The 20,256-nt window shown below is 66.2% G+C and carries 18 protein-coding genes; 6 read left to right on the top strand and 12 right to left on the bottom strand.

Going from position 1 to position 20,256, the window contains the following annotated elements:
• Positions 1 to 18: 18 nt before the first annotated feature.
• From ASC78_RS11165 to ASC78_RS11130, 8 genes are all read right to left on the bottom strand, one after another.
• The gene (locus tag ASC78_RS11165; RefSeq protein WP_055800752.1) at positions 19 to 1,062 is read right to left on the bottom strand and encodes a peptide ABC transporter ATP-binding protein; all 1,044 of its coding nucleotides are present in this window, start codon (positions 1,060 to 1,062) and stop codon (positions 19 to 21) included.
• 73 nt (positions 1,063 to 1,135) lie between these two features.
• Complete coding sequence (locus ASC78_RS11160) at positions 1,136 to 2,167, bottom strand: ABC transporter ATP-binding protein (protein WP_055800749.1); 1,032 nt, start codon at positions 2,165 to 2,167, stop codon at positions 1,136 to 1,138.
• Complete coding sequence (locus tag ASC78_RS11155; protein ID WP_055800746.1) at positions 2,164 to 3,069, bottom strand: ABC transporter permease subunit; 906 nt, start codon at positions 3,067 to 3,069, stop codon at positions 2,164 to 2,166. Before ASC78_RS11155 ends, ASC78_RS11160 begins: the two co-directional genes overlap by 4 nt.
• 2 nt (positions 3,070 to 3,071) lie before the next feature.
• A complete protein-coding gene (locus tag ASC78_RS11150) occupies positions 3,072 to 4,076 on the bottom strand; it encodes an ABC transporter permease subunit (protein ID WP_055800743.1) in 1,005 nt (334 codons plus the stop codon).
• A 50-nt stretch (positions 4,077 to 4,126) separates the two neighbouring features.
• Entirely contained in the window at positions 4,127 to 5,806 is a 1,680-nt protein-coding gene (locus tag ASC78_RS11145; RefSeq protein ID WP_055800741.1) for a long-chain-fatty-acid--CoA ligase, read from the bottom strand.
• Between the two features lie 100 nt (positions 5,807 to 5,906).
• Positions 5,907 to 7,334: an NAD(P)(+) transhydrogenase (Re/Si-specific) subunit beta gene (locus ASC78_RS11140; protein WP_055800738.1), complete on the bottom strand. Its 1,428-nt coding sequence runs from the start codon at positions 7,332 to 7,334 to the stop codon at positions 5,907 to 5,909.
• Entirely contained in the window at positions 7,331 to 7,663 is a 333-nt protein-coding gene (locus tag ASC78_RS11135) for an NAD(P) transhydrogenase subunit alpha (RefSeq protein ID WP_028259109.1), read from the bottom strand. The genes ASC78_RS11140 and ASC78_RS11135 overlap by 4 nt, the downstream gene beginning before the upstream one ends.
• A 33-nt stretch (positions 7,664 to 7,696) precedes the next feature.
• Complete coding sequence (locus ASC78_RS11130) at positions 7,697 to 8,827, bottom strand: Re/Si-specific NAD(P)(+) transhydrogenase subunit alpha (RefSeq protein ID WP_055800735.1); 1,131 nt, start codon at positions 8,825 to 8,827, stop codon at positions 7,697 to 7,699.
• Positions 8,828 to 9,192: 365 nt separating this feature from the next.
• Here ASC78_RS11130 and ASC78_RS11125 point away from each other — a divergent pair, with 365 nt between their 5' ends.
• On the top strand, positions 9,193 to 9,888 hold the full coding sequence (locus ASC78_RS11125) for a response regulator transcription factor (protein ID WP_055800733.1): 696 nt from the start codon (positions 9,193 to 9,195) through the stop codon (positions 9,886 to 9,888).
• A 119-nt stretch (positions 9,889 to 10,007) separates the two neighbouring features.
• Positions 10,008 to 10,490 (top strand): NUDIX hydrolase, encoded by a 483-nt coding sequence (locus ASC78_RS11120; RefSeq protein WP_055800730.1) that lies wholly within the window; start codon positions 10,008 to 10,010, stop codon positions 10,488 to 10,490.
• Between the two features lie 27 nt (positions 10,491 to 10,517).
• On the opposite strand, the gene mnmA is transcribed toward ASC78_RS11120, so the two are convergent.
• A complete protein-coding gene (gene mnmA, locus ASC78_RS11115; protein ID WP_055800727.1) occupies positions 10,518 to 11,636 on the bottom strand; it encodes a tRNA 2-thiouridine(34) synthase MnmA in 1,119 nt (372 codons plus the stop codon).
• Positions 11,637 to 11,685: 49 nt separating this feature from the next.
• The gene (locus ASC78_RS11110) at positions 11,686 to 12,672 is read right to left on the bottom strand and encodes an LLM class flavin-dependent oxidoreductase (protein ID WP_055800724.1); all 987 of its coding nucleotides are present in this window, start codon (positions 12,670 to 12,672) and stop codon (positions 11,686 to 11,688) included.
• Between the two features lie 109 nt (positions 12,673 to 12,781).
• Between ASC78_RS11110 and ASC78_RS11105 the strand changes: the two genes are divergently transcribed.
• Positions 12,782 to 13,783, top strand: a complete 1,002-nt coding sequence (locus ASC78_RS11105) for a hypothetical protein (RefSeq protein WP_235505054.1) — start codon at positions 12,782 to 12,784, stop codon at positions 13,781 to 13,783.
• An 82-nt stretch (positions 13,784 to 13,865) separates the two neighbouring features.
• Here ASC78_RS11105 and ASC78_RS11100 read toward each other — a convergent pair whose 3' ends face one another.
• Positions 13,866 to 14,246 carry a hypothetical protein gene (locus tag ASC78_RS11100; RefSeq protein ID WP_055800722.1) on the bottom strand — a complete coding sequence of 127 codons (381 nt, stop codon included), beginning with the start codon at positions 14,244 to 14,246 and terminating at the stop codon, positions 13,866 to 13,868.
• A 411-nt stretch (positions 14,247 to 14,657) separates the two neighbouring features.
• Here ASC78_RS11100 and ASC78_RS11095 point away from each other — a divergent pair, with 411 nt between their 5' ends.
• Entirely contained in the window at positions 14,658 to 15,371 is a 714-nt protein-coding gene (locus ASC78_RS11095) for a YebC/PmpR family DNA-binding transcriptional regulator (protein ID WP_055800720.1), read from the top strand.
• A gap of 137 nt (positions 15,372 to 15,508) precedes the next feature.
• On the opposite strand, the gene ssb is transcribed toward ASC78_RS11095, so the two are convergent.
• A complete protein-coding gene (gene ssb, locus ASC78_RS11090) occupies positions 15,509 to 16,072 on the bottom strand; it encodes a single-stranded DNA-binding protein (RefSeq protein WP_055800718.1) in 564 nt (187 codons plus the stop codon).
• A gap of 158 nt (positions 16,073 to 16,230) precedes the next feature.
• Here ssb and uvrA point away from each other — a divergent pair, with 158 nt between their 5' ends.
• Positions 16,231 to 19,311, top strand: a complete 3,081-nt coding sequence (uvrA, locus tag ASC78_RS11085; protein ID WP_055800715.1) for an excinuclease ABC subunit UvrA — start codon at positions 16,231 to 16,233, stop codon at positions 19,309 to 19,311.
• Between the two features lie 49 nt (positions 19,312 to 19,360).
• Complete coding sequence (locus ASC78_RS11080) at positions 19,361 to 20,254, top strand: DMT family transporter (RefSeq protein WP_055800714.1); 894 nt, start codon at positions 19,361 to 19,363, stop codon at positions 20,252 to 20,254.
• Positions 20,255 to 20,256 lie beyond the last annotated feature (2 nt).

Below are 20,256 nucleotides of genomic sequence, written 5' to 3'. Positions count from 1 at the left end.
GGACACGGTTGAAGTGAACTAGGGGTTCATCGCCAGGGGCGCGACGAACGGCGGAGACAACGGCATATCGGCGCTCACCGGCGCGGCGCCTTCGAGAAACTTCTCGGCGTAGTGGCAGGCCACCAGCCGCTCGTCGAGCGCGCGAAGCAAGGGCCGCTCTTCGCGGCAGCGCTCTGTCACATGCGGGCAGCGCGTGCTGAACACGCAGCCGGTCGGCGGATTCAGCGGCGATGGCAGCTCGCCCTTGAGCACGATGCGCTGGCTGCTGAGTCCGGGTGTGGACGCCAGCAGCGCCTGCGTGTACGGATGCAGCGGCCGCGCGAAGATGCGCGCCTTGGGGCCCTGCTCCACCGCATGGCCGAGGTACATCACCAGCACGTCGTGCGCAATGTGCCGCACCACGCCCAGGTCGTGCGAGATGAAGAGATAGGCAAGGCCCAGTTCGGCCTGCAGATCGGCCAGCAGGTTCAGCACCTGCGCCTGGATCGAGACGTCGAGCGCGGACACCGGCTCGTCGGCCACCAGGAGGCGCGGCTCCAGCATGAGCGCGCGCGCAATGGCGATGCGCTGGCGCTGGCCGCCGGAGAACATGTGCGGATAGCGGTTCGCGTACTCCGGCCGCAAACCCACGCGCGCGAGCATCTCGCGTGCCTTGGCAGCCCGCTCGGTCTTGCCGAGCGTGGTGTTGATGGCCAGCGGATCTTCGAGCACGGTGGAGATCTTCTTGCGCGGATTGAGCGAACCATAGGGGTTCTGGAACACCAGCTGCACCGCCTGGCGCAGCTCTCGCCGGTGCTCCGAAGGCGGGTCGACCGCGTCGTGGCCGACCAGCATGAGCTGCCCGGCCGTCGGCTTCTCGATCAGCGCGACCATTCGCGCAAGCGTGGACTTGCCGCAACCCGATTCGCCGACCACCGCCAGCGTGCGGCCGCGTTCGATGCGAAACGAAATGTCGCCCACCGCGCGCAACTGCGCCGGCGCGCGGAACATGCCGCGCCGCACGGCGTAGGTGCGCTGCAGGTTGCGCGCATCGACCACGACATCGCCGGGCAATGCGCTCATTGGTGCACCCTTGGCGCTGCGCGCCTTCCCGCCAAGCGGGAGCGAGCTTGCTTGGGGCGGCCCGGCGCGGCGCTCATTGGGGCATCTCCGCAACTCGCGGCCGGTCGGCCTCGATGGCGGCCAGCCGCCCGGGTTCGCCGAGCGGAAAATGGCAGCGCACTTCGGCGCCCGGTTGCGACGCGACTGCGCGCAGCGCCGGCCGCACGTTGCAGGCCTTCGTTGTCACGTAGGTGCAGCGCGGCGCGAAGAGGCAACCTGTGGGCCGGTCGTGCACGCCGGGCACCACGCCCGCGATGGTGGCAAGCCGCCCCTCGGGCGCCGCGCGCTCGGGCAACGCGGCCAGCAGGGCCTCGGTATAGGGATGCTGCGGATTCGCGAAGAGCCGGTCGACGCGCTGCTGCTCCATCACCTGGCCCGCATACATGACGGCGATGCGCTGCGCCATTTCGCTCACCACACCCATGTTGTGCGTGATGAGCACCAGCGCCATGCCGCGCTCTTTCTGCAGTTCGCGCAGCAGGTCGAGGATCTGCGCCTGGATCGTCACGTCGAGCGCGGTGGTCGGCTCGTCAGCGATCAAGAGGCGCGGATTGCAGGCAATGGCCATCGCGATCATCACGCGCTGGTTCATGCCGCCCGAAAGCTGGTGCGGATAGCTGCCCAGGCGCGACGACGCGGCGGGTATGCCGACCTGTTCGAGCAGCTCGGTCGCGCGCTTCTTTGCCGTGCGCCGGTCCAGGTGCAGATGCAGCCGCAGCGTTTCCATCAGCTGAAAGCCGATGGTGAAGCAGGGGTTGAGGCTGGTGGTCGGCTCCTGGAAGATCATTGCGACCTCCTTGCCGACCAGCGTACGGCGGGCCTTGTCGGAAATGCCGAGCAGCTCCTTGCCCGCAAAGCGCATGTGGTCCGCGCGCACCCGGCCCGGAAAGCCGATGAGCCCCATCAGCGCCATCATCGTCACGCTCTTGCCCGAACCCGATTCGCCGACGATGCCAAGCACCTCGCCTTCCTCGAGCGTGAGGCTCACGCCGTCCACGGCATGCAGCACGCCGCCTTGCGTGGGGAACTCCACATGCAGGTCCTTGATGTCCAGCAGCATGCTCATCTCTTGAGCTTCGGGTCGAGCGCGTCGCGCAGGCCGTCGCCGAGAAGGTTGAAGGCCAGCACGGCAGCGAGGATGGCGAGGCCCGGGAAGGTGACGACCCACCACGCGCGCAGCACGAACTCGCGCGCATCGGCCAGCATCGTTCCCCATTCCGGCGACGGCGGTTGCGCGCCGAGCCCCAGGAAGCCGAGCGCGGCCGCGTCGAGAATGGCCGTGGAGATGCCGAGCGAGGCCTGCACGATGAGCGGCGCCGCGCAGTTGGGCAGCACCTCGCTGAACATCAGGCGCAGCGTGCCGGCGCCACTCACACGTGCCGCCGTGACGTAGTCGCGCGACACTTCGGCGATGACTGCCGCTCGGGTGATGCGCACATAGTGCGGCAGCACCACGATCGCCACCGCGAGCATGGCGTTGACCAGCCCCGGCCCGAGGATGGCCACGATCACGATGGCCAGCAGCAGGCTCGGCAGCGTGAGCACGATGTCCATCAGCCGCATGATCGCGATCTCGAGCACGCCGCGGAAGAACCCCGCAATCAGGCCGAGCACGATGCCCGTCACCACCGACAGCGCCACCACGGCCACGCCGATCGAGAGCGAGAGCCGCGCGCCGAACATGAGGCGCGAAAGAATGTCGCGCCCGATGGCGTCGGTGCCCAACAGGTAGCTGGCCGATCCGCCCTCCTGCCAGGCGGGCGGCCGCAGAAAGGCGGCGCTGTTGGTTTCGTTTGGCGCATGCGGCGCGATCCAGGGCGCGAACAGCGCCACGAGCAGCAGCGCCGCGATCGTGGCGAGTCCGATGACCGCTCCGCGGTTGGCGGAGAACGCGGTCCAGAACTCGCGCCACGGGCCGGGCGGCGCCTTGGTAGCGACGGTCGGGGCAATGATGTCGGACGAGCCCATGTTCAGCGCCTGATTCGCGGATTGATGACGCCGTAGGTCACATCGACCAACAGGTTCACCAGCATCACGATGCCACCCAGCAGCAGCATGCCGCCCTGCAGCACCGGGTAGTCGCGCCGGCCGATGGCTTCGATGAGCCACTTGCCGACGCCGGGCCACGAGAAGATGGTTTCAGTGAGGATCGCGCCGGTGAAAAGCACGCCCACCTGCAGCCCGATGACCGTGACCACGGGGATCAGCGCATTGCGCAGCGCATGCAGCCCCACCACGCGAAAGCGCGAGAGGCCCTTGGCGCGCGCGGTGCGAATGTAGTCTTCGCCCAGCACTTCGAGCATGGCCGAGCGGGTCATGCGCGCGATGACCGCGAGAGGCACGGTGCCGAGCACAATGGCTGGAAGAATCAGATGGTGCAGTGCCGACCAGAATGCATCGACATCGCCGGCGCGCAATGCATCGATCAGCAGAAAGCCGGTCTCGGGCTCGACGAAATACTGCACCGCGATGCGCCCCGACACGGGCGTCCAGCCCAACTGCACCGAGAAGAACAGGATCAGCAGCAGCCCCCACCAGAAGATCGGCATCGAATAGCCGGTGAGCGAGGTGGCCATCACGCCATGATCGAAGATGGAATTGCGCCGCACCGCCGCCAGAATGCCGGCCGGGAGGCCCAGCAGCAGTGCAAAGAGAATTGCGCACACGCCAAGCTCGACCGTGGCGGGAAACAGCGCGAGGAATTCGTTGGCCACCGACTCCTGCGTGATGATCGACTTGCCCAGGTCGCCATGCAGCACGCGGCCGATGTAGATGCCGTACTGCACGATCACCGGCTTGTCGAAGCCATAGGCCGCGCGCAACTGCGCATGGCGCGCGGGGTCGATGCCGCGCTCGCCGGCCATGGTCTCGATCGGGTCACCCGGCACCAGCCGGATGAGAAAGAAGGCAAGCAGCGTCATGCCGATGAAGGTCGGCACCAGCAAGCTCACCCGGGTGAGTAGGAAGCGAAGCATCGATCCGCAATATGCAAGATCGGTGCCGCGGCCCTACCCGGGCCGAACCCTTACTTCTTGGCGTCCCGCAGTTCGCGACGGAGGATCTTGCCCACCGGGGTCTTCGGCAGATCGGTACGGAACTCGATGGTTCGCGGCTGCTTGTAACCCGTAAGGTTTGCTCTGCAGTATTCGCGCACCTGAGCCTCGGTCAGCGACGGGTCCTTCTTGACGATCACGAGCTTGACAGCCTCGCCCGTCTTCTCGTCGCTTACGCCCACGGCCGCGCATTCGAGCACGCCCGGAACCTGCGCCACCACGTCTTCGACCTCGTTCGGGTACACGTTGAAGCCCGAGACCAGGATCATGTCCTTCTTGCGGTCGACCACCTTGAAGTAGCCGCGTTCGTCGACCATGCCGATGTCGCCGCTCTTGAAGTAGCCGTCGGGCGTCATGACCTTGGCGGTTTCGTCGGGGCGCTGCCAGTAGCCGGCCATCACCTGCGGGCCCTTGATCGCGATTTCGCCGGCCTGTCCCGGCGGCACTTCGCGGCCCTCGTCATCGAGCAGCTTGAGCCAGGTGCTCGGCAGCGGCACGCCGATGGTGCCGGTGTAGGCCCTGCTGTTGGTCGGATTGCAAGTGGCCGAGGGTGAGGTTTCGGAAAGGCCATAGCCTTCGCAGATCGGGCAGCCGGTTTTCTCGAGCCAGAGCTTGGCGACCGCCGCCTGAACCGCCATTCCGCCGCCGACCGACACCTTGAGGTTCTTCCAGTTGACCGTGTTGAAATCGGGATGGTTCGCCAGCCCGTTGAACAGCGTGTTGACCGCGGGAAAGCTGTGGATCGTGTGCTTGGAGAGCTCCTTGAGCACCCCCGCCAGGTCGCGCGGATTCGGGATCAGGATCAGCTTGCCGCCCGTGCGCATGTTCAGCATCATGCCGACCGTGAAGGCGAAGATGTGATACAGCGGCAGCGCGCAGACGCTCGTCGGCTGCTCGCCAGCTGGCACCTGCGCCATGACGGGTTCGTTCCAGGCTTCGGATTGCAGCACGTTCGCGATCACGTTGCGATGCAGCAGCACCGCACCCTTCGAAACGCCGGTGGTGCCTCCGGTGTACTGCAGCACGGCCACGTCGTCCGGGCCGATGACGGGCACTTGCAGGGTGCGGCCCTTGCCTTGGTCGAGCGCATCGTTGAAGCGCACCGCGCCCGGGAGGCTGTACTGGGGCACCAGCTTCTTGACGTTGCGCACCACATAGTTGACGAGCGCGCCTTTCAGCAAGCCGAGCCGGTCGCCCATTGCGGCGAGCACGATGTGCCTGATTGGCGTGGCCGCTATGCACTGCTGCAGCGTGGTGCCGAAGTTTTCCATGATGACGATGGCCTTGGCGCCCGAGTCCTTGAGCTGGTGCTCCAGCTCGCGCGGCGTGTACAGCGGATTCACGTTCACCAGGATCAGGCCGGCGCGCAGGATGGCCGCGACCGCGATCGGGTACTGCGGGCAGTTGGGCATCATCACCGCCACACGGTCGCCCTTGGCCAGGCCCAGCCCTTGCAGATAGGTCGCAAACGCCTTGCTGAGCTTGTCGGTTTCCTTGTAGCTCACGTCCTTGCCCATGAAGCTGTAGGCCGTGCGGTCAGCGTACTTGGTGAAGCTCTCTTCCATGAGCGCCACCAGCGACGGGTATTGGGAAGGATCGATATCGGCAGGCACGCCTTGCGGGTAGCTGCCGAGCCAGGGACGATCGGTCATGGATGTGTCTCCTCCAAATCGAGTTATCTGAAAACGAAAACGGCGCACGTGATGGCGCCGCGATGATCTGGCCCGCACTGCGCGGGCACGGACCTTCTGCCTATTCGATGGCCTTGCCCATATCTTCCACTACTTTTTTCGCATCGCCAAAGACCATCATCGTCTTGTCCATGTAGAACAGCTCGTTGTCCAGGCCGGCATAGCCCGCTGCCATGGAGCGCTTGTTCACGATCACCGTCTTGGCCTTATAGGCCTCCAGGATCGGCATGCCGTAGATCGGGCTGCCCTTGGTGAGCGCGGCGGGGTTCACCACGTCGTTGGCGCCCAGGATGATCGCCACGTCGGCCTGGCCGAATTCGCCGTTGATGTCTTCCATCTCGAACACCTGGTCGTAGGGCACCTCGGCCTCGGCCAAGAGCACGTTCATGTGGCCCGGCATGCGCCCGGCCACCGGGTGGATCGCGTACTTCACGGTGATGCCCTTGTGCGTGAGCTTCTCGGCGAGTTCCTTCACCGCATGCTGCGCGCGCGCCACCGCCAGGCCGTAGCCCGGCACGATGACCACCGTCTCGGCATTGCCCAGCACGAAGGCGGCGTCGTCGGCGCTGCCGCTCTTGACGGGCCGCTGCTCCTTGGCGCCGCCGGCGGCCGTGACCGCCTCGCCGCCGAAGCCGCCCAGGATCACGTTGAAGAACGAGCGGTTCATGGCCTTGCACATGATGTAGCTCAGGATCGCACCCGACGAGCCCACCAGCGAACCGGCCACGATCAGCATCGCGTTGTTCAGGCTGAAGCCGATGCCCGCGGCCGCCCAGCCCGAGTAGCTGTTGAGCATCGACACCACCACCGGCATGTCGGCGCCGCCGATCGGGATGATGATGAGCACGCCCATCACGAAGGCCAGCGCCAGCATCGCGAAGAACGCCGGCCAGCTTTCGGTAAACATGAACACCAGCCCGAGGCCGATCATGGCCAGGCCGAGCACCAGGTTCAGCATGTGCTGGCCCGCGAACTGCACCGGCGCGCCCTGGAACAGCCGGAACTTGTAGGTGCCCGAGAGCTTGCCGAAGGCGATGACGGAGCCGCTGAAGGTGATGGCGCCGATGGCCGCACCCAGGAACAGCTCCAGCCGGTTGCCGGCGGGAATGGGCGCGCCCTTGGCGATGCCTTCGAGCATGGCCGCGGGTTCGACCACGGCCGCCACCGCGATGAACACCGCCGCCAGGCCGATCATGCTGTGGAAGAAAGCCACCAGCTCGGGCATCTTGGTCATCTCGACCGTTTTGGCGCGGTAGGCGCCGTAGCCGCCGCCCACCACCAGCCCCAGCAGCACCCAGGCCAGGCCCATGAGGTGGCCGCCAGCCAGGTTGTAGATCAGCGCGCCGGTGGTCACCACCGCGATGGCCATGCCGGCCATGCCGAACAGGTTGCCGCGGATGGAGGTGGTCGGATGGGACAGGCCCTTCAAGGCCTGGATGAAGCAGACGCTGGCAACCAGGTACAGCAGCGTGACGACGTTCATGCTCATTGGGCGGCTCCCGACTCGGCCTTGGGCGCCGCGGCTTTCTTGTCCTTCTTCTTGAACATTTCGAGCATGCGCCGCGTGACGAGGAAGCCGCCGAAGATGTTCACCGCCGCCAGCGCGACCGCGAGCACGCCCATGGTCTTGCCCAGGGTGGTTTCGGTGAGCGCGGCCGCCAGCATGGCGCCCACGACCACGATGGCCGAGATGGCGTTGGTCACGGCCATGAGCGGCGTGTGCAGCGCCGGCGTGACGGTCCACACCACGTGGTAGCCCACGTAGATGGCCAGCACGAAGATGATGAGATTGATGACGGTGTGGGAAACGGGATCCATGGATTCTTCTCCTCGCGGGGGTGCCGGGGTGGCTTATTTCTTCGTGACCTGGCCGTCGTGCGCGACGCGGCAGGCGGCGACGATGTCGTCTTCGAGGTCGATCTTCAGGCCGCCCTCCTTGGTGACGATGAGCTTGAGGAAGTCGAGCACGTTGCGCGCATACAGCGCCGACGCGTCGGCCGCCACCAGCGCCGGCAGGTTGGTCTCGCCGACGATGGTCACGCCGTGCTTGATCACCGTGCGGTCGGCTTCCGAGAGCGGGCAGTTGCCGCCCACGCCATCGGGCCCCTTGCCGGCCGCGATGTCGACGATCACCGAGCCAGGTTTCATGGCCTTGACCATGTCCTCGGTGATGAGCGTGGGTGCGGCACGGCCGGGGATGAGCGCGGTGCTGATGACGATGTCGGCCAGTGCCACGCGCTTGGCCACCTCGACCTGCTGGCGCGCCAGCCAGCTGGGAGGCATGGGCTTGGCGTAGCCGCCCACGCCGACCGCGGCTTCCTTCTCCTCGTCGGTGTCATAGGACACTTCGATGAACTTGCCGCCGAGCGACTCGATCTGTTCCTTGACGCTCGGGCGCACGTCGGAGGCCTCGATCACGGCGCCCAGGCGCTTGGCGGTGGCAATGGCCTGCAGGCCCGCCACGCCCACGCCCAGGATCACCACGCGCGCCGCCTTCACAGTGCCGGCGGCGGTCATCAGCATCGGGAAGAAGCGCTGGTACTTGTCGGCCGCGATCATCACGGCCTTGTAGCCGGCGATGTTGGCCTGCGACGAGAGCACGTCCATGCTCTGGGCGCGGGTGGTGCGCGGCGCGGCTTCGAGCGCGAAAGCGGTGAGCCCGGCCGTGGCCAGACGCTGCAGCCCGGCCGCATCGAAGGGGTTGAGCATGCCGATGACGACGGTGCCCGACTTCATGAGCGCGGTTTCCGATTCGCTGGGCGTGCGCACCTTGAGCACCATGTCGGACCCGAAGGCGGCCGCCACGTCGGTGATTTCGGCGCCGGTCGCCTGATAGGCGGCATCGGTGACGCTGGCTGCAACGCCGGCCCCCGACTGCACGCGAACCGCGTGCCCGGAGGCGACCAGTTTCTTCACCGTCTCGGGCGTAACGGCCACACGGGTTTCGCCGGCCGTCGTCTCGGCAGGCACGCCTATCAGCATAGAGATCTCCTCAGGGCAAGGGCAATACGGAACGCGGGCAGAGCTTACAGCAAGATTACAAGCGCCACTGTCGCCTTGATCCGCGCCCCGGTTTCGCCGTTAGATGACCGCCGTCATTGCACCTGCAGCTATATAAATGCTAGCGACGGCAACGATTGCGCCCAACCTCGCGCTCGCCACGGACGCTCGGAGGCGGCTCAGCCCAAATGACATTATTTTGCAATTGTCGCTAACTGACGCTAGCTCGTAGAAAGTACTCGATAACGTGCATTTATTGCACGCAATTCCATTAACCCAAAGAGTCGCATCGATACACTTCCTTCTATTACGGCCCACCAGAGGCTGATAACGACGAAGGGGATGGAATGCGTATCGCGGTACTTGAAGACGAGGCCGAGCAAACTCTCAGCCACGCGATGGCGGGGTTCGGCCACGAATGCCACCCCTATGCCGAAGGACGGATCCTGCTGCAGGACCTCCGACGGCAAACTTTCGATCTCCTGATCCTGAACTGGTGCCCGCCGGATATGCTTGGCATCGACGTGGTGAAGACGGTCCGCAGCGAACTCAAGAGCCGCCTGCCGATCCTTTTCGTCACCGACCAGCGCGAAGATGCCGACGTGATCGACGGGCTCAATGCCGGGGCCGACGATTTCATGACCAATCCCTTTCGGGCCAATGAGCTCGAGGCGCGCGTCAATGCGCTGCTGCGCCGGTCCTATCCATCCCAGCACGAAGCGGAACTGGTGTTCGGCGACTACCACTTCTACCCTCCGGCGCGCATTCTCAAAGTCAGGGGCGTGAAGGTCGACTTGAAGAACCGCGAGTACGAGCTGGCCCTGTTCCTGTTCCAGAACCTGGGCCGCATGCTCTCGCGCGAGCACCTGCACGAAGCCGTGTGGGGGGTCGGCGTGGAAGCCCTTTCGCGCTCGCTGGACACGCACGTCTCGCGCCTTCGATCCAAGCTGGCCCTGCGCGCCGAAAGCGGTTTCCTGCTGCTTGCCATCTATGGCCTGGGGTATCGGCTGGAGGCAGTCGAGGCGAATAGCCTTTCGCGCTAGACGAAAAAACAAAGGTGTGGGCGCGGCCGTCCGCGTCAGCGGCAACGCCGACTTGGCAGGGTGGGGAATCTATGGAGCGATACTGTCTCCAATCGCTCTTCCCACTGCCCGCGCGACAAATGACGATATCCCGCTGGAAACCCAACGTCACCGTGGCCGCGGTGATCGAGCAGGACGGCAAGTTCCTGCTGGTGGAGGAGCACACGGCCCAGGGCCTCAGGCTCAACACGCCGGCGGGGCACCTCGACCCCGGCGAATCGCCCATCGAAGGCTGCGCCCGCGAAACGCTCGAGGAGACCGCCCACGCCTTCACGCCCACCGCGCTGATCGGCATCTACATGGCACGATCGAGCCATCGGACCGGCAAGAACGAAGACGACGTGATCTACATGCGCTTTGCGTTTGCCGGCATCCTGGGCCCGAAGGAAGCGGGGCGGGCCCTCGACGAAGGCATCGTGCGAACAGTCTGGATGAGCGCCGACGAAATCCGCGCCAGCGTGCCGCGGCATCGCAGTCCGCTGCTGCTGCAGTCCGTCGAAGACCATCTGGCCGGCCGGCGCTACCCGCTCGAACTGATCCGCGTCCACGACTCGGTGCGCTGACTGCGGCCGCGCCCCCGCTTCAGGCGATCAGACGATGACCCCGCCGCCGAGGCAGCGCTCGCCGTCGTAGAGCACGGCCGATTGCCCGGGCGTGACCGCCCATTGCGGCTCGTCGAAACGCAGGCTGAAGCCCGCCTCGCCATCCGCCCCATCCCTTTCGTCCATTCGGCAAGCCGCATCGGCCTGCCGGTAGCGCGCCTTGGACCCGTAGCCGCCCGGCGCGGGCGCCTCGCCCGAGACCCAGCTCGCGTCCCCTGCGGTCAGCGCAGACGACAGCAGCCAGGGGTGGTCGTGCCCTTGCACCACCCACAGTGTGTTCTTCTCGACGTCCTTGCGCGCCACGAACCACGGCGAGTGGTCGCCCGAGCCGCGCTGCGCGCCCTTCTCCTTGACGCCGCCAATGCCCAGCCCCTGCCGCTGGCCCAGCGTGTAGAAGCTCAGGCCCTGGTGCTCGCCAAGCTTGCGGCCGCGGTCGTCCCTGATCGGCCCCGGTTCCTTCGAGATGTAGCGGTTGAGGAACTCGCGGAACGGCCGCTCGCCGATGAAGCAGATGCCGGTCGAGTCCTTCTTCTTGGCGTTGGGCAGGCCAATTTCTTCCGCGATGCGGCGCACCTCGGTCTTGTGCAGTTCGCCCACGGGGAACAGCGTCTTCGAAAGCTGCGCCTGATTCAGCCGGTGCAGGAAGTAGCTCTGGTCCTTGGACGGGTCGAGCCCCTTGAGCAGTTCGTGCTTGCCCGTGGCTTCGTTCAGCCGCACGCGGGCGTAGTGGCCGGTCGCGATCTTCTCGGCACCCAGGCGCATCGCATGGTCAAGAAAGGCCTTGAACTTGATCTCGGCATTGCACAGCACGTCCGGGTTGGGCGTGCGGCCGGCCTTGTACTCGCGCAGGAACTCGGCGAACACGCGGTCCTTGTAGTCGGACGCGAAGTTGACGTGCTCGATCTCGATGCCCAGCACGTCGGCCACGGCGGCCGCGTCCACGAAGTCGATGTTCGACGAGCAGTATTCGCTGTCGTCGTCATCTTCCCAGTTCTTCATGAAGATGCCGACCACCTCGTGCCCCTGCTGCTTGAGCAGATGCGCCGTCACGGCGGAATCGACCCCGCCGCTCAGTCCCACCACGATCCGTTGCTTTGCTGCTGCCATAAGCCCGCCATTGTCCCAGCCCCGCGCCAGGCCCGGCCGCGTGGGGGAATCAGCCTCGGCCGCGCAGCCCGGCCAACAGTTCGTAAGAGCGCAGCCGCGCCACGTGGTCGAACACCTGCGACGTAATCATCAGTTCGTCGGCGCCCGTCCTTTCAATGAAGGCCTGCACGCCTTCGCGCACCTTGGCGGGAGAACCCACGGCCGAACAGGAGAGCACCGAATCGAGCAGTGCGTTCTCCGCCGGCCCCACCTTCTGCCGATAGTTTTCGACCGGCGGCGGCAGGCGCCCGGGCCGGCCACTGCGAAGATTGACAAAGGCCTGCTGCCATGACGTGGCGCGAAATTCAGCCTCCTCGTCGGTGTCGGCCACGAACACGTTGAAGCCCAGCATCACGTACGGCTTCTGCAGCTGCGCCGATGGCTTGAAGGTCTCGCGGTAGATCTGGATCGCCTGCATCAGCTGCTGCGGCGCAAAGTGCGAGGCAAAGGCGTAGGGGAGGCCAAGGTGCGCCGCCAGCTGGGCGCCGAAGGTGCTCGAGCCGAGGATCCACACCGGCACTTCGAGCCCCGCGCCGGGCACCGCCCGCACGGGCTGCTGCGGCGCCTTCGACATGAAGTCCATCAGCTCGACCACGTCCTGCGGAAACTGGTCGGCATCGGATTCGAGATTGCGGCGCAAGGCGCGCGCGGTGCGCTGGTCGGAGCCGGGCGCACGGCCCAGGCCAAGATCGATGCGCCCCGGGTACAGCGACTCCAGCGTGCCGAACTGCTCGGCAATCACCAGCGGCGAATGGTTGGGCAGCATTACGCCGCCGGCGCCGATGCGGATCGTCGAGGTGCCGGCGCCTATATAGGCCAGCAGCACCGCCGTGGCGGCGCTCGCGATGCCCGGCATGCCGTGATGCTCCGCGAGCCAGTATCGCGTGTAGCCCAGCTTTTCGCCGTGCTGCGCGAGCGAGAGCGAGTTGCGGAACGACTGCGCGGCATCGCTGCCTTCGGTGATCGGGGAGAGGTCGAGGATCGAGAACGGAATCATGGGCCGGATGATCGCGCGATCCGGTGGTCCCTGCTCGTGCAGGCCAATGCGTGCTCTGTTAGGGACTCCGCGGTCGCTATGTATGCTCGGCGGCTCTCCCCATTCCTCCATGGCCCGGCTTCATCCGTCCGTCGCATTGATCGCCCATCTGTCCGGACACTCGCCCGGATACGGATTCGTCTCTTCCGACGGCCGCTACCAGGCCGCGGAAGTGGGCGGCGGCACCTTGATCGTCGACCTGCAGGAAGCGCGGCACCACCAGGCACCCGGCGTGTACCCGCGCGGTTTCGAAGACGACGCCACCCTGGAGGTGGAAGGCGAGGAAACCGCAACGGCCTACCTGCCGGCCTGGACCGATCTCCAGCGAATTTCCCTGGACGACACGCCTGCGAATTTCTGGTCGCCATGGCCGGATCCGCGCGTGGCCGGCACGGCTCCGCTGGCCGAGGTGCAGCCAGCCGAATGGACCTCGGGCGCGCCGCCCGTCACGGAACGCGTACGCCGGTCGGCCGGCGACTGGATCGCCTGGCTGGTCGCGCTGGCCGTGCTGGTTTTCTTCGCGCTCTTCGGGTTCAACGCCATCACCTGGGCGCTGGCCGGTGGATGGCAGTGGCTCTGGCTGGCGGTCGGCCTGCCGGTGTTTGGCACCTTCTCGGTATTGACGGTGGTCTTCGTCGTGACGACGTTGCGCGAGCGCCGTCCGGTGCGCATCGCGCTGCAAGACCTGTCGCTGGAGCGCGGCGAAGGCTTTCGGGTCGGCGAACCACTCGAAGTGCAGTTGCTGGGCACCGTGCCAGCACCGCAGACTGGCGAGCGCACGGCGGCGCCGCAACGCATTGGCGCGCGCCTGATGCGGCAATCGATCCGAAGCGAAGCCGATGGGGGCTGGACATGGCTCGACGAATGCTGCGACGAGACCGTGATGACGTGCGGCGACACCGCACGGGCGGGCCGGGTGCGCTATGCCGGCAAGCTTTGCGCACACGCGACCCAGAGCGGCGCCAACCCTGACGCATCGACCCAGTGGTGGGTCGAACTGCACGACCCGACCGAGGGCAGCGGCGCGCCGTTCTTCATCACGCGCCTGCACTGGTTGCCTGCGCGGCAATAGACGCATGAAAAAGCCGGCCCCTGCATTCGCAGGGCCGGCTTTGCGGGACCGGCGCTCGCAGAGCGCCGAGGCCGATCAACGCTTACAGCGGCAGTGCGTCGCCGCGAGCAGCGGCGCGGGCTGCGGCACGCACCGTGGAGCGGTCCACCGTGCTGGCGACGATGGGTGCGACGCCAGCTGAAGCGCCTTCGGCGTAGGGGTCTGCGCTGCGGGCAGCGGCCACGGCGTCGGCACGGACCGCATCACGGCTGGTCGACGAGACGAACACTTGGGCCGGGCCTGCATTGGCGCCGGTGGCGTAGGGGTTCGCGCTGTGCGCGGCAACCACGGCTTGGCCGGCGACGTCGGCGCGGCTGGCGGCCGAAGTCAGTTGGTGCACGCCTTCATAGGTTTCAGCGTGGGCGGCGCCGGCGACAGCCATCAGGGCAACAGCAACGGCGGAGAGGATCTTCGAGGCGGTCATTTGGATTTCCTTCAATTCAGTTCAGTTTTGACTTGGATGATTTCGAACCGGTCTTGGGTGGGTCACCGTCCCTCTTCTGGGGGGCGGCCACCTCGCTCGGGGCCCTGTTCACCCAGATCGGCTTGGGGGCCGGTCTGTGAGATGAATTGTGCGCCGCCATCTAAGTAAAAACCCTCATCAAACAGAACCGCGGCGTTCACGGAATGGAAACAATCGCTCCGTTTCACATGGCGCAAACCACACAGGCCGCGAGCAGATGCCGAAAACAGGGGCAACCGGACCGCACCACCTGGAAAAAGCCGCTGTCCGCAGGCGCTGGGCTACAGTAGCTGCCCCAAACCGTTCATCCAGCCCTTCGGCCCGGCGCCCATCGAGGCAAGACACGGCACACCAACACAAGGAACATCCGCCATGGGCGCACAGTGGAAAGCAAAACACAAGGACCTGGCCGCCAATGCCAAGGGCCGCCTGTTCGGAAAACTGGCCAAGGAAATCATGGTTGCCGCGCGCAGCGGTGCCGATCCGGGCTCGAATGCGCGCCTCCGGCTGGTGGTGGAGCAGGCCCGCAAGGTCTCGATGCCCAAGGACACGCTCGACCGCGCCATCAAGAAAGGCGCCGGCCTCACTGGTGAGGCGGTGCACTTCGAGCATGTGATCTACGAAGGTTTCGCGCCGCACCAGGTGCCCGTGATGGTCGAATGCCTGACGGACAACGTGAACCGCACGGCGCCTGAAATGCGCGTGCTGTTTCGCAAAGGCCAGTTGGGCACCTCGGGCTCGGTGTCATGGGATTTCGACCACGTTGGCATGATCGAGGCCGAGCCCTCGCGCCCGGATGCCGACGCCGAAGTGGCCGCCATCGAGGCGGGCGCGCAGGACTTCGAGCCGGCCGCCGAAGGTGGCGCCACCGTATTCCTGACCGACCCCACCGACCTGGACCTCGTGAGCCGCGCACTGCCGGCCCAGGGCTTCACGGTCTTGTCGGCCAAGTTGGGCTACAAGCCAAAGAACCCGGTCGATCCGGCCAGCCTGAGCGCTGAGCACCTGGAAGAAGTCGAAGTCTTCCTGGCCGCCATCGACGCCAATGACGACGTGCAGAACGTGTTCGTGGGCCTGGCCGGCTGAGGGGCTGGCGACGTCAGCAGCCCCGATCAGGGTGACGATGACTTGCTAGAGCAGGCGAGGTCGCGTCGAACAAACAAAAAAGGCCTGCAGCGAATGGGCTGCAGGCCCTTGATCGACAAATACCGGACGACTTGATTTCAGAACGGAATGTCGTCGTCCATGTCGTCGAAGCCCGACGACGACTTGGCCGGTGCCTGGCGCGGCGCGGCTGCAGGAGCACGGGGTGCCGCAGCCGGTGCACGAGGAGCGTAGCCGCCACCCCCACCGCCGCCGCCCGCACCTTGCGAGTAGCCACCGCCGCCACCACCACCGCCTTGCGAGTAGCCGCCATCGTCCTCGGGATCGCCCGAGGGGCCGCCCTGGCCCTGGCGGCTGCCCAGCATCTGCATCTGGTCGGCGCGGATCTCGGTGGTGTACTTTTCGATGCCGTCCTTGTCGGTCCACTTGCGCGTGCGCAGGCTGCCTTCGACATACACCTGCGAGCCCTTGCGCAGGTACTGGCCGGCGATTTCGGCAAGGCGGCCGTTGAAAACGATGCGGTGCCATTCGGTGGCTTCGCGCATTTCGCCGCTTTGCTTGTCCTTCCAGCGATCGGTGGTGGCCACGGTGACGTTTGCGACCTGGTCGCCGCTTGGGAAGGTACGCATTTCGGGATCGCGACCCAAGTTGCCCACGACGATGACTTTATTGACCGATGCCATATGCACTGCCCCTGATAAGTAGATGGAGGAGGAGGAAGAGAACCCTAGATTGTGCCCGATGCCGACCCGGCGAGCGGAGCCGGCAGGCACCCGCGAGGCGCCGCCCGTCGAAGCCGCCACAACCCGCCCCCTCGCCATGAAAAGGCAGGCGCACTATCATGCTCGGTTGCCCTCGGACGATCGACCCCTTGAAATCCCCCGCCACTGAAGACCCGGAACGCGACGCCTATCTTGGCGCCGTACTCGCGCAGCAGCGCATCAGCATCCGCGGTGCGCGCACGCACAACCTGAAGAACGTCGACCTCGACATCCCGCGCAACAAGCTGGTGGTGATCACCGGCCTGTCGGGCTCGGGCAAGTCGAGCCTGGCCTTCGACACGCTGTATGCCGAAGGGCAGCGGCGCTACGTGGAAAGCCTCTCGGCCTATGCGCGGCAGTTTTTGCAGCTCATGGACAAGCCCGACGTGGACGTGATCGAGGGCCTGTCGCCCGCCATCAGCATCGAGCAGAAGGCCACCAGCCACAACCCGCGCTCCACCGTGGGCACGGTGACCGAGATCCACGACTACCTGCGCCTGCTGTATGCGCGCGCAGGCACGCCCTACTGCCCCGATCATCATCTGCCGCTGCAGGCGCAGACGGTGTCGCAGATGGTCGATGCGACGCTCGCCATTCCCAATGAGCCGCGGTTGATGATCCTGGCGCCGGTGGCGCGCGAGAAGAAAGGCGAGTTCCTCGAGCTGTTCGCCGAGATGCAGGCGGCCGGCTACGTGCGCTTTCGCGTCGACGGGCAAACCTACGAATACAACGACCTGCCCAAGCTCAAGAAAACCGAGAAGCACGACATCGACGTGGTGATCGATCGGCTGCGCGCGCGGCCCGACATGCAGCAGCGACTGGCTGAGAGCTTCGAAGCAGCGTTGCGCCTGGCCGAAGGCCGGGCCATTGCGCTCGAGCTGGGCGCCGAAGGTGCGGCCGACAAAGAACACCTGTTCAACGCCAAGTTCGCCTGCCCGATCTGCCATTACTCGCTGTCGGAGCTGGAGCCGCGCCTGTTCTCGTTCAACTCTCCCGTGGGCGCCTGCCCGAGCTGCGACGGCCTCGGCCATCGCGAGGTGTTCGACCCGGCGCGCGTGGTGGCCTTTCCCACGCTCTCCCTCGCGAGCGGCGCCATCAAGGGATGGGACCGCCGCAACAGCTACTACTTCAGCATGATCGAGAGCGTCGCGAAGCACTACAAGTTCGACGTCGACGCGCCCTTCGAATCATTGCCCGCCTCGGTGCAGCAGGTGCTGCTGCAAGGCTCGGCGGCCGAAGAGATCAAGTTCAACTACACCATGGAGTCGGGCAACTTCGCAGGCAAGAAGCTCACGAAGAAGCATCCTTTCGAAGGGATCATTCCGAACATGGCGCGGCGCTACCGCGAGACCGATTCGGTGATGGTGCGCGAAGACCTCGCGCGCTTTCGCAACCTGCAGCCGTGCCCCGACTGCGGCGGATCGCGCCTCCGGCCCGAGGCGCGCAACGTGTTCCTGGTGGACGAGTCGGCCCGCCCGGCTGATGGTGGAGAACCACCCCGCATGGCGATCTTCGAACTGAGCCACCTCACGCTGCGCGATTCGCTCGCCTGGTTCCAGACATTGAAGCTGCGCGGCGCCAAGGCCGACATCGCCGACAAGGTGGTGCGCGAAATCGGCCTGCGCCTGAAGTTCCTGAACGACGTGGGCCTGAACTACCTGAGCCTGGACCGCAGCGCCGAAACTCTTTCTGGCGGCGAGGCGCAGCGCATCCGGCTGGCGTCGCAGATCGGCTCGGGCCTCACGGGCGTGATGTATGTGCTCGACGAGCCCAGCATCGGCCTGCACCAGCGCGACAACGACCGTCTCATCGGCACGCTGAAGCACTTGCGCGACATCGGCAACAGCGTGATCGTGGTCGAGCACGACGAGGACATGATCCACGCCGCCGACCACGTGATCGACATGGGCCCCGGCGCAGGCATCCACGGCGGCCGTGTGATGGCGCAAGGCAGCTATGCCCAGGTGGCGGCCAATCCCGATTCGCTGACCGGCCAGTACCTCTCGGGCGCCAAGAAGATCGAAGTGCCCAAGCACCGCACCGCCTGGCTGCCGGTCGTGAAGAAGCCCGCCTTCAACGAAGGCAAGAAGGCCTCACGCTTTCCGCAGAGCCCCGCGGCGGAACGGCGCGCCGCGCGGGAAGCGGCCCACCTGGCCTCGCAAACCGACCTGCAGGAAATCCGCGTGGTGGGCGCCACCGGCAACAACCTGAAGAACGTGAGCGTGGCCTTCCCGGTCGGCCTCCTGACCTGCGTCACGGGTGTTTCGGGCTCGGGCAAGTCGACGCTGGTGAACGACACGCTCTACACCGCCGTGGCGCGCACGCTCTACCGCGCGCACGAGGAACCGGCGGCGCATGAATCGGTCGAGGGCATCGAGTATTTCGACAAGGTCATCAACGTCGACCAGAGCCCCATCGGCCGCACGCCGCGCAGCAACCCGGCCACCTACACGGGCCTCTTCACGCCGATCCGCGAGCTGATGGCCGAAACCAACACTGCGCGCGAACGCGGCTACGGCCCGGGCCGCTTCAGCTTCAACGTGGCCGGCGGGCGCTGCGAAGCCTGCCAGGGCGACGGCGTGGTGAAGGTCGAGATGCACTTTTTGCCCGACGTGTACGTGCCCTGCGAGGTGTGCCACGGCCAGCGCTACAACCGCGAGACGCTCGAGGTTCAGTACAAGGGCAGGAACATCGCGCAGATCCTCGAGATGACGGTCGAGACCGCGCACGAGTTCCTGAAGGCCGTGCCCACCATCGAGCGCAAGCTGCGCACGCTGCTCGACGTGGGCCTCTCCTACATCAAGCTCGGCCAGTCGGCCACCACGCTCTCGGGCGGCGAGGCTCAGCGCGTGAAGCTCGCGCTGGAGCTCAGCAAGCGCGACACCGGCCGCACGCTCTACATCCTCGACGAGCCGACCACGGGCCTGCACTTTGCCGACATCGAGCTGCTGCTGAAGGTGCTGCACCAGCTGCGCGACGCGGGCAACACCATCGTCGTGATCGAGCACAACCTGGACGTCATCAAGACGGCTGACTGGCTCATCGACATGGGCCCCGAAGGCGGCGCCGGCGGCGGCACGGTGGTGGGCGAAGGCACGCCGGAAGACATCGCGGCCAACGAGGCGAGCCACACCGGGCGCTACCTGAAGCGGCTGCTGTAGCCGGCCCGCTTTCTGCACGAATGCGCGGGCCGCGCCACAATCGCGGCCCATGCCTTCCTTCACGCCGCGCCAGTTCGTCCTGCTCGTTCTCCTGACCCTTGCTTGGGGTCTGAACTGGCCCGTCATGAAGCTCGGCGTGGCGGACTATCCGCCGCTGGCCTTCCGTGCACTCTCGATCTGGCTCGGCGTGCCGGTGCTGGGCCTCGCGCTGGTGGTCATGAAGGTGCCCTTCCGCGTGCCCCGAAGCGCATGGCCCGAGCTGGTGTGGCTGGGCGCCACCAACATGTTCATCTGGCACGCCTGCATCATCCTTGCGGTGAAGGCGTTGTCGGGCGGGCGCACGGCCATCCTGGGCTACACGATGCCGGTGTTCTCCGCCATCATCGGCGCGGTCCTGTTTTCGGCTGTGCTCACGCGGCGCTCGTGGATCGGTGTGGGCGCTTGCGCCATCGGCGTCGGGTTGCTGCTGTGGCACGAACTCACCGACCTCGCGGGCCGGCCCGGCTATGTGGCGCTCGCATTGGTGGCCGCCGCAACGTGGGCACTCGGCACACAGCTGCTGCGGCACACGCGCATCGGCCTCGCGACGCTCACGCTCTCGTTCTGGATGACGGCGATGACAGCCGTGGTGATGACGGTGCTCTCGCTGCTGTTCGAGCGTGGTCAATGGCGCTGGCCGGGTTCGGTGACCTGGGGTTCGATCCTCTACAACGCGGTGCTGATCTTCGGCTTTGCGCACGCCGCCTGGTTCTACCTGGCGCGCGGGCTGCCGCCAGTCGCCTCGACCCTGAGCGTGATGTTCATTCCCGTGCTCGGCGTGTTCAGCGGCGCGGTCTGGCTGGGTGAAGTCGTGCACTGGCAGGACTGGGTGGCGGTCGCGCTGATGATGGTGGCCATCGCCTCGGTGCTGTGGCCTTCGCGTAGCAGCACCGCCAAGGCCTGACG

Source organism: Variovorax sp. Root318D1, assembly GCF_001424835.1.
GTDB lineage: Bacteria > Pseudomonadota > Gammaproteobacteria > Burkholderiales > Burkholderiaceae_C > Variovorax.
This window is presented reverse-complemented; position numbering and strand designations above follow the sequence as displayed.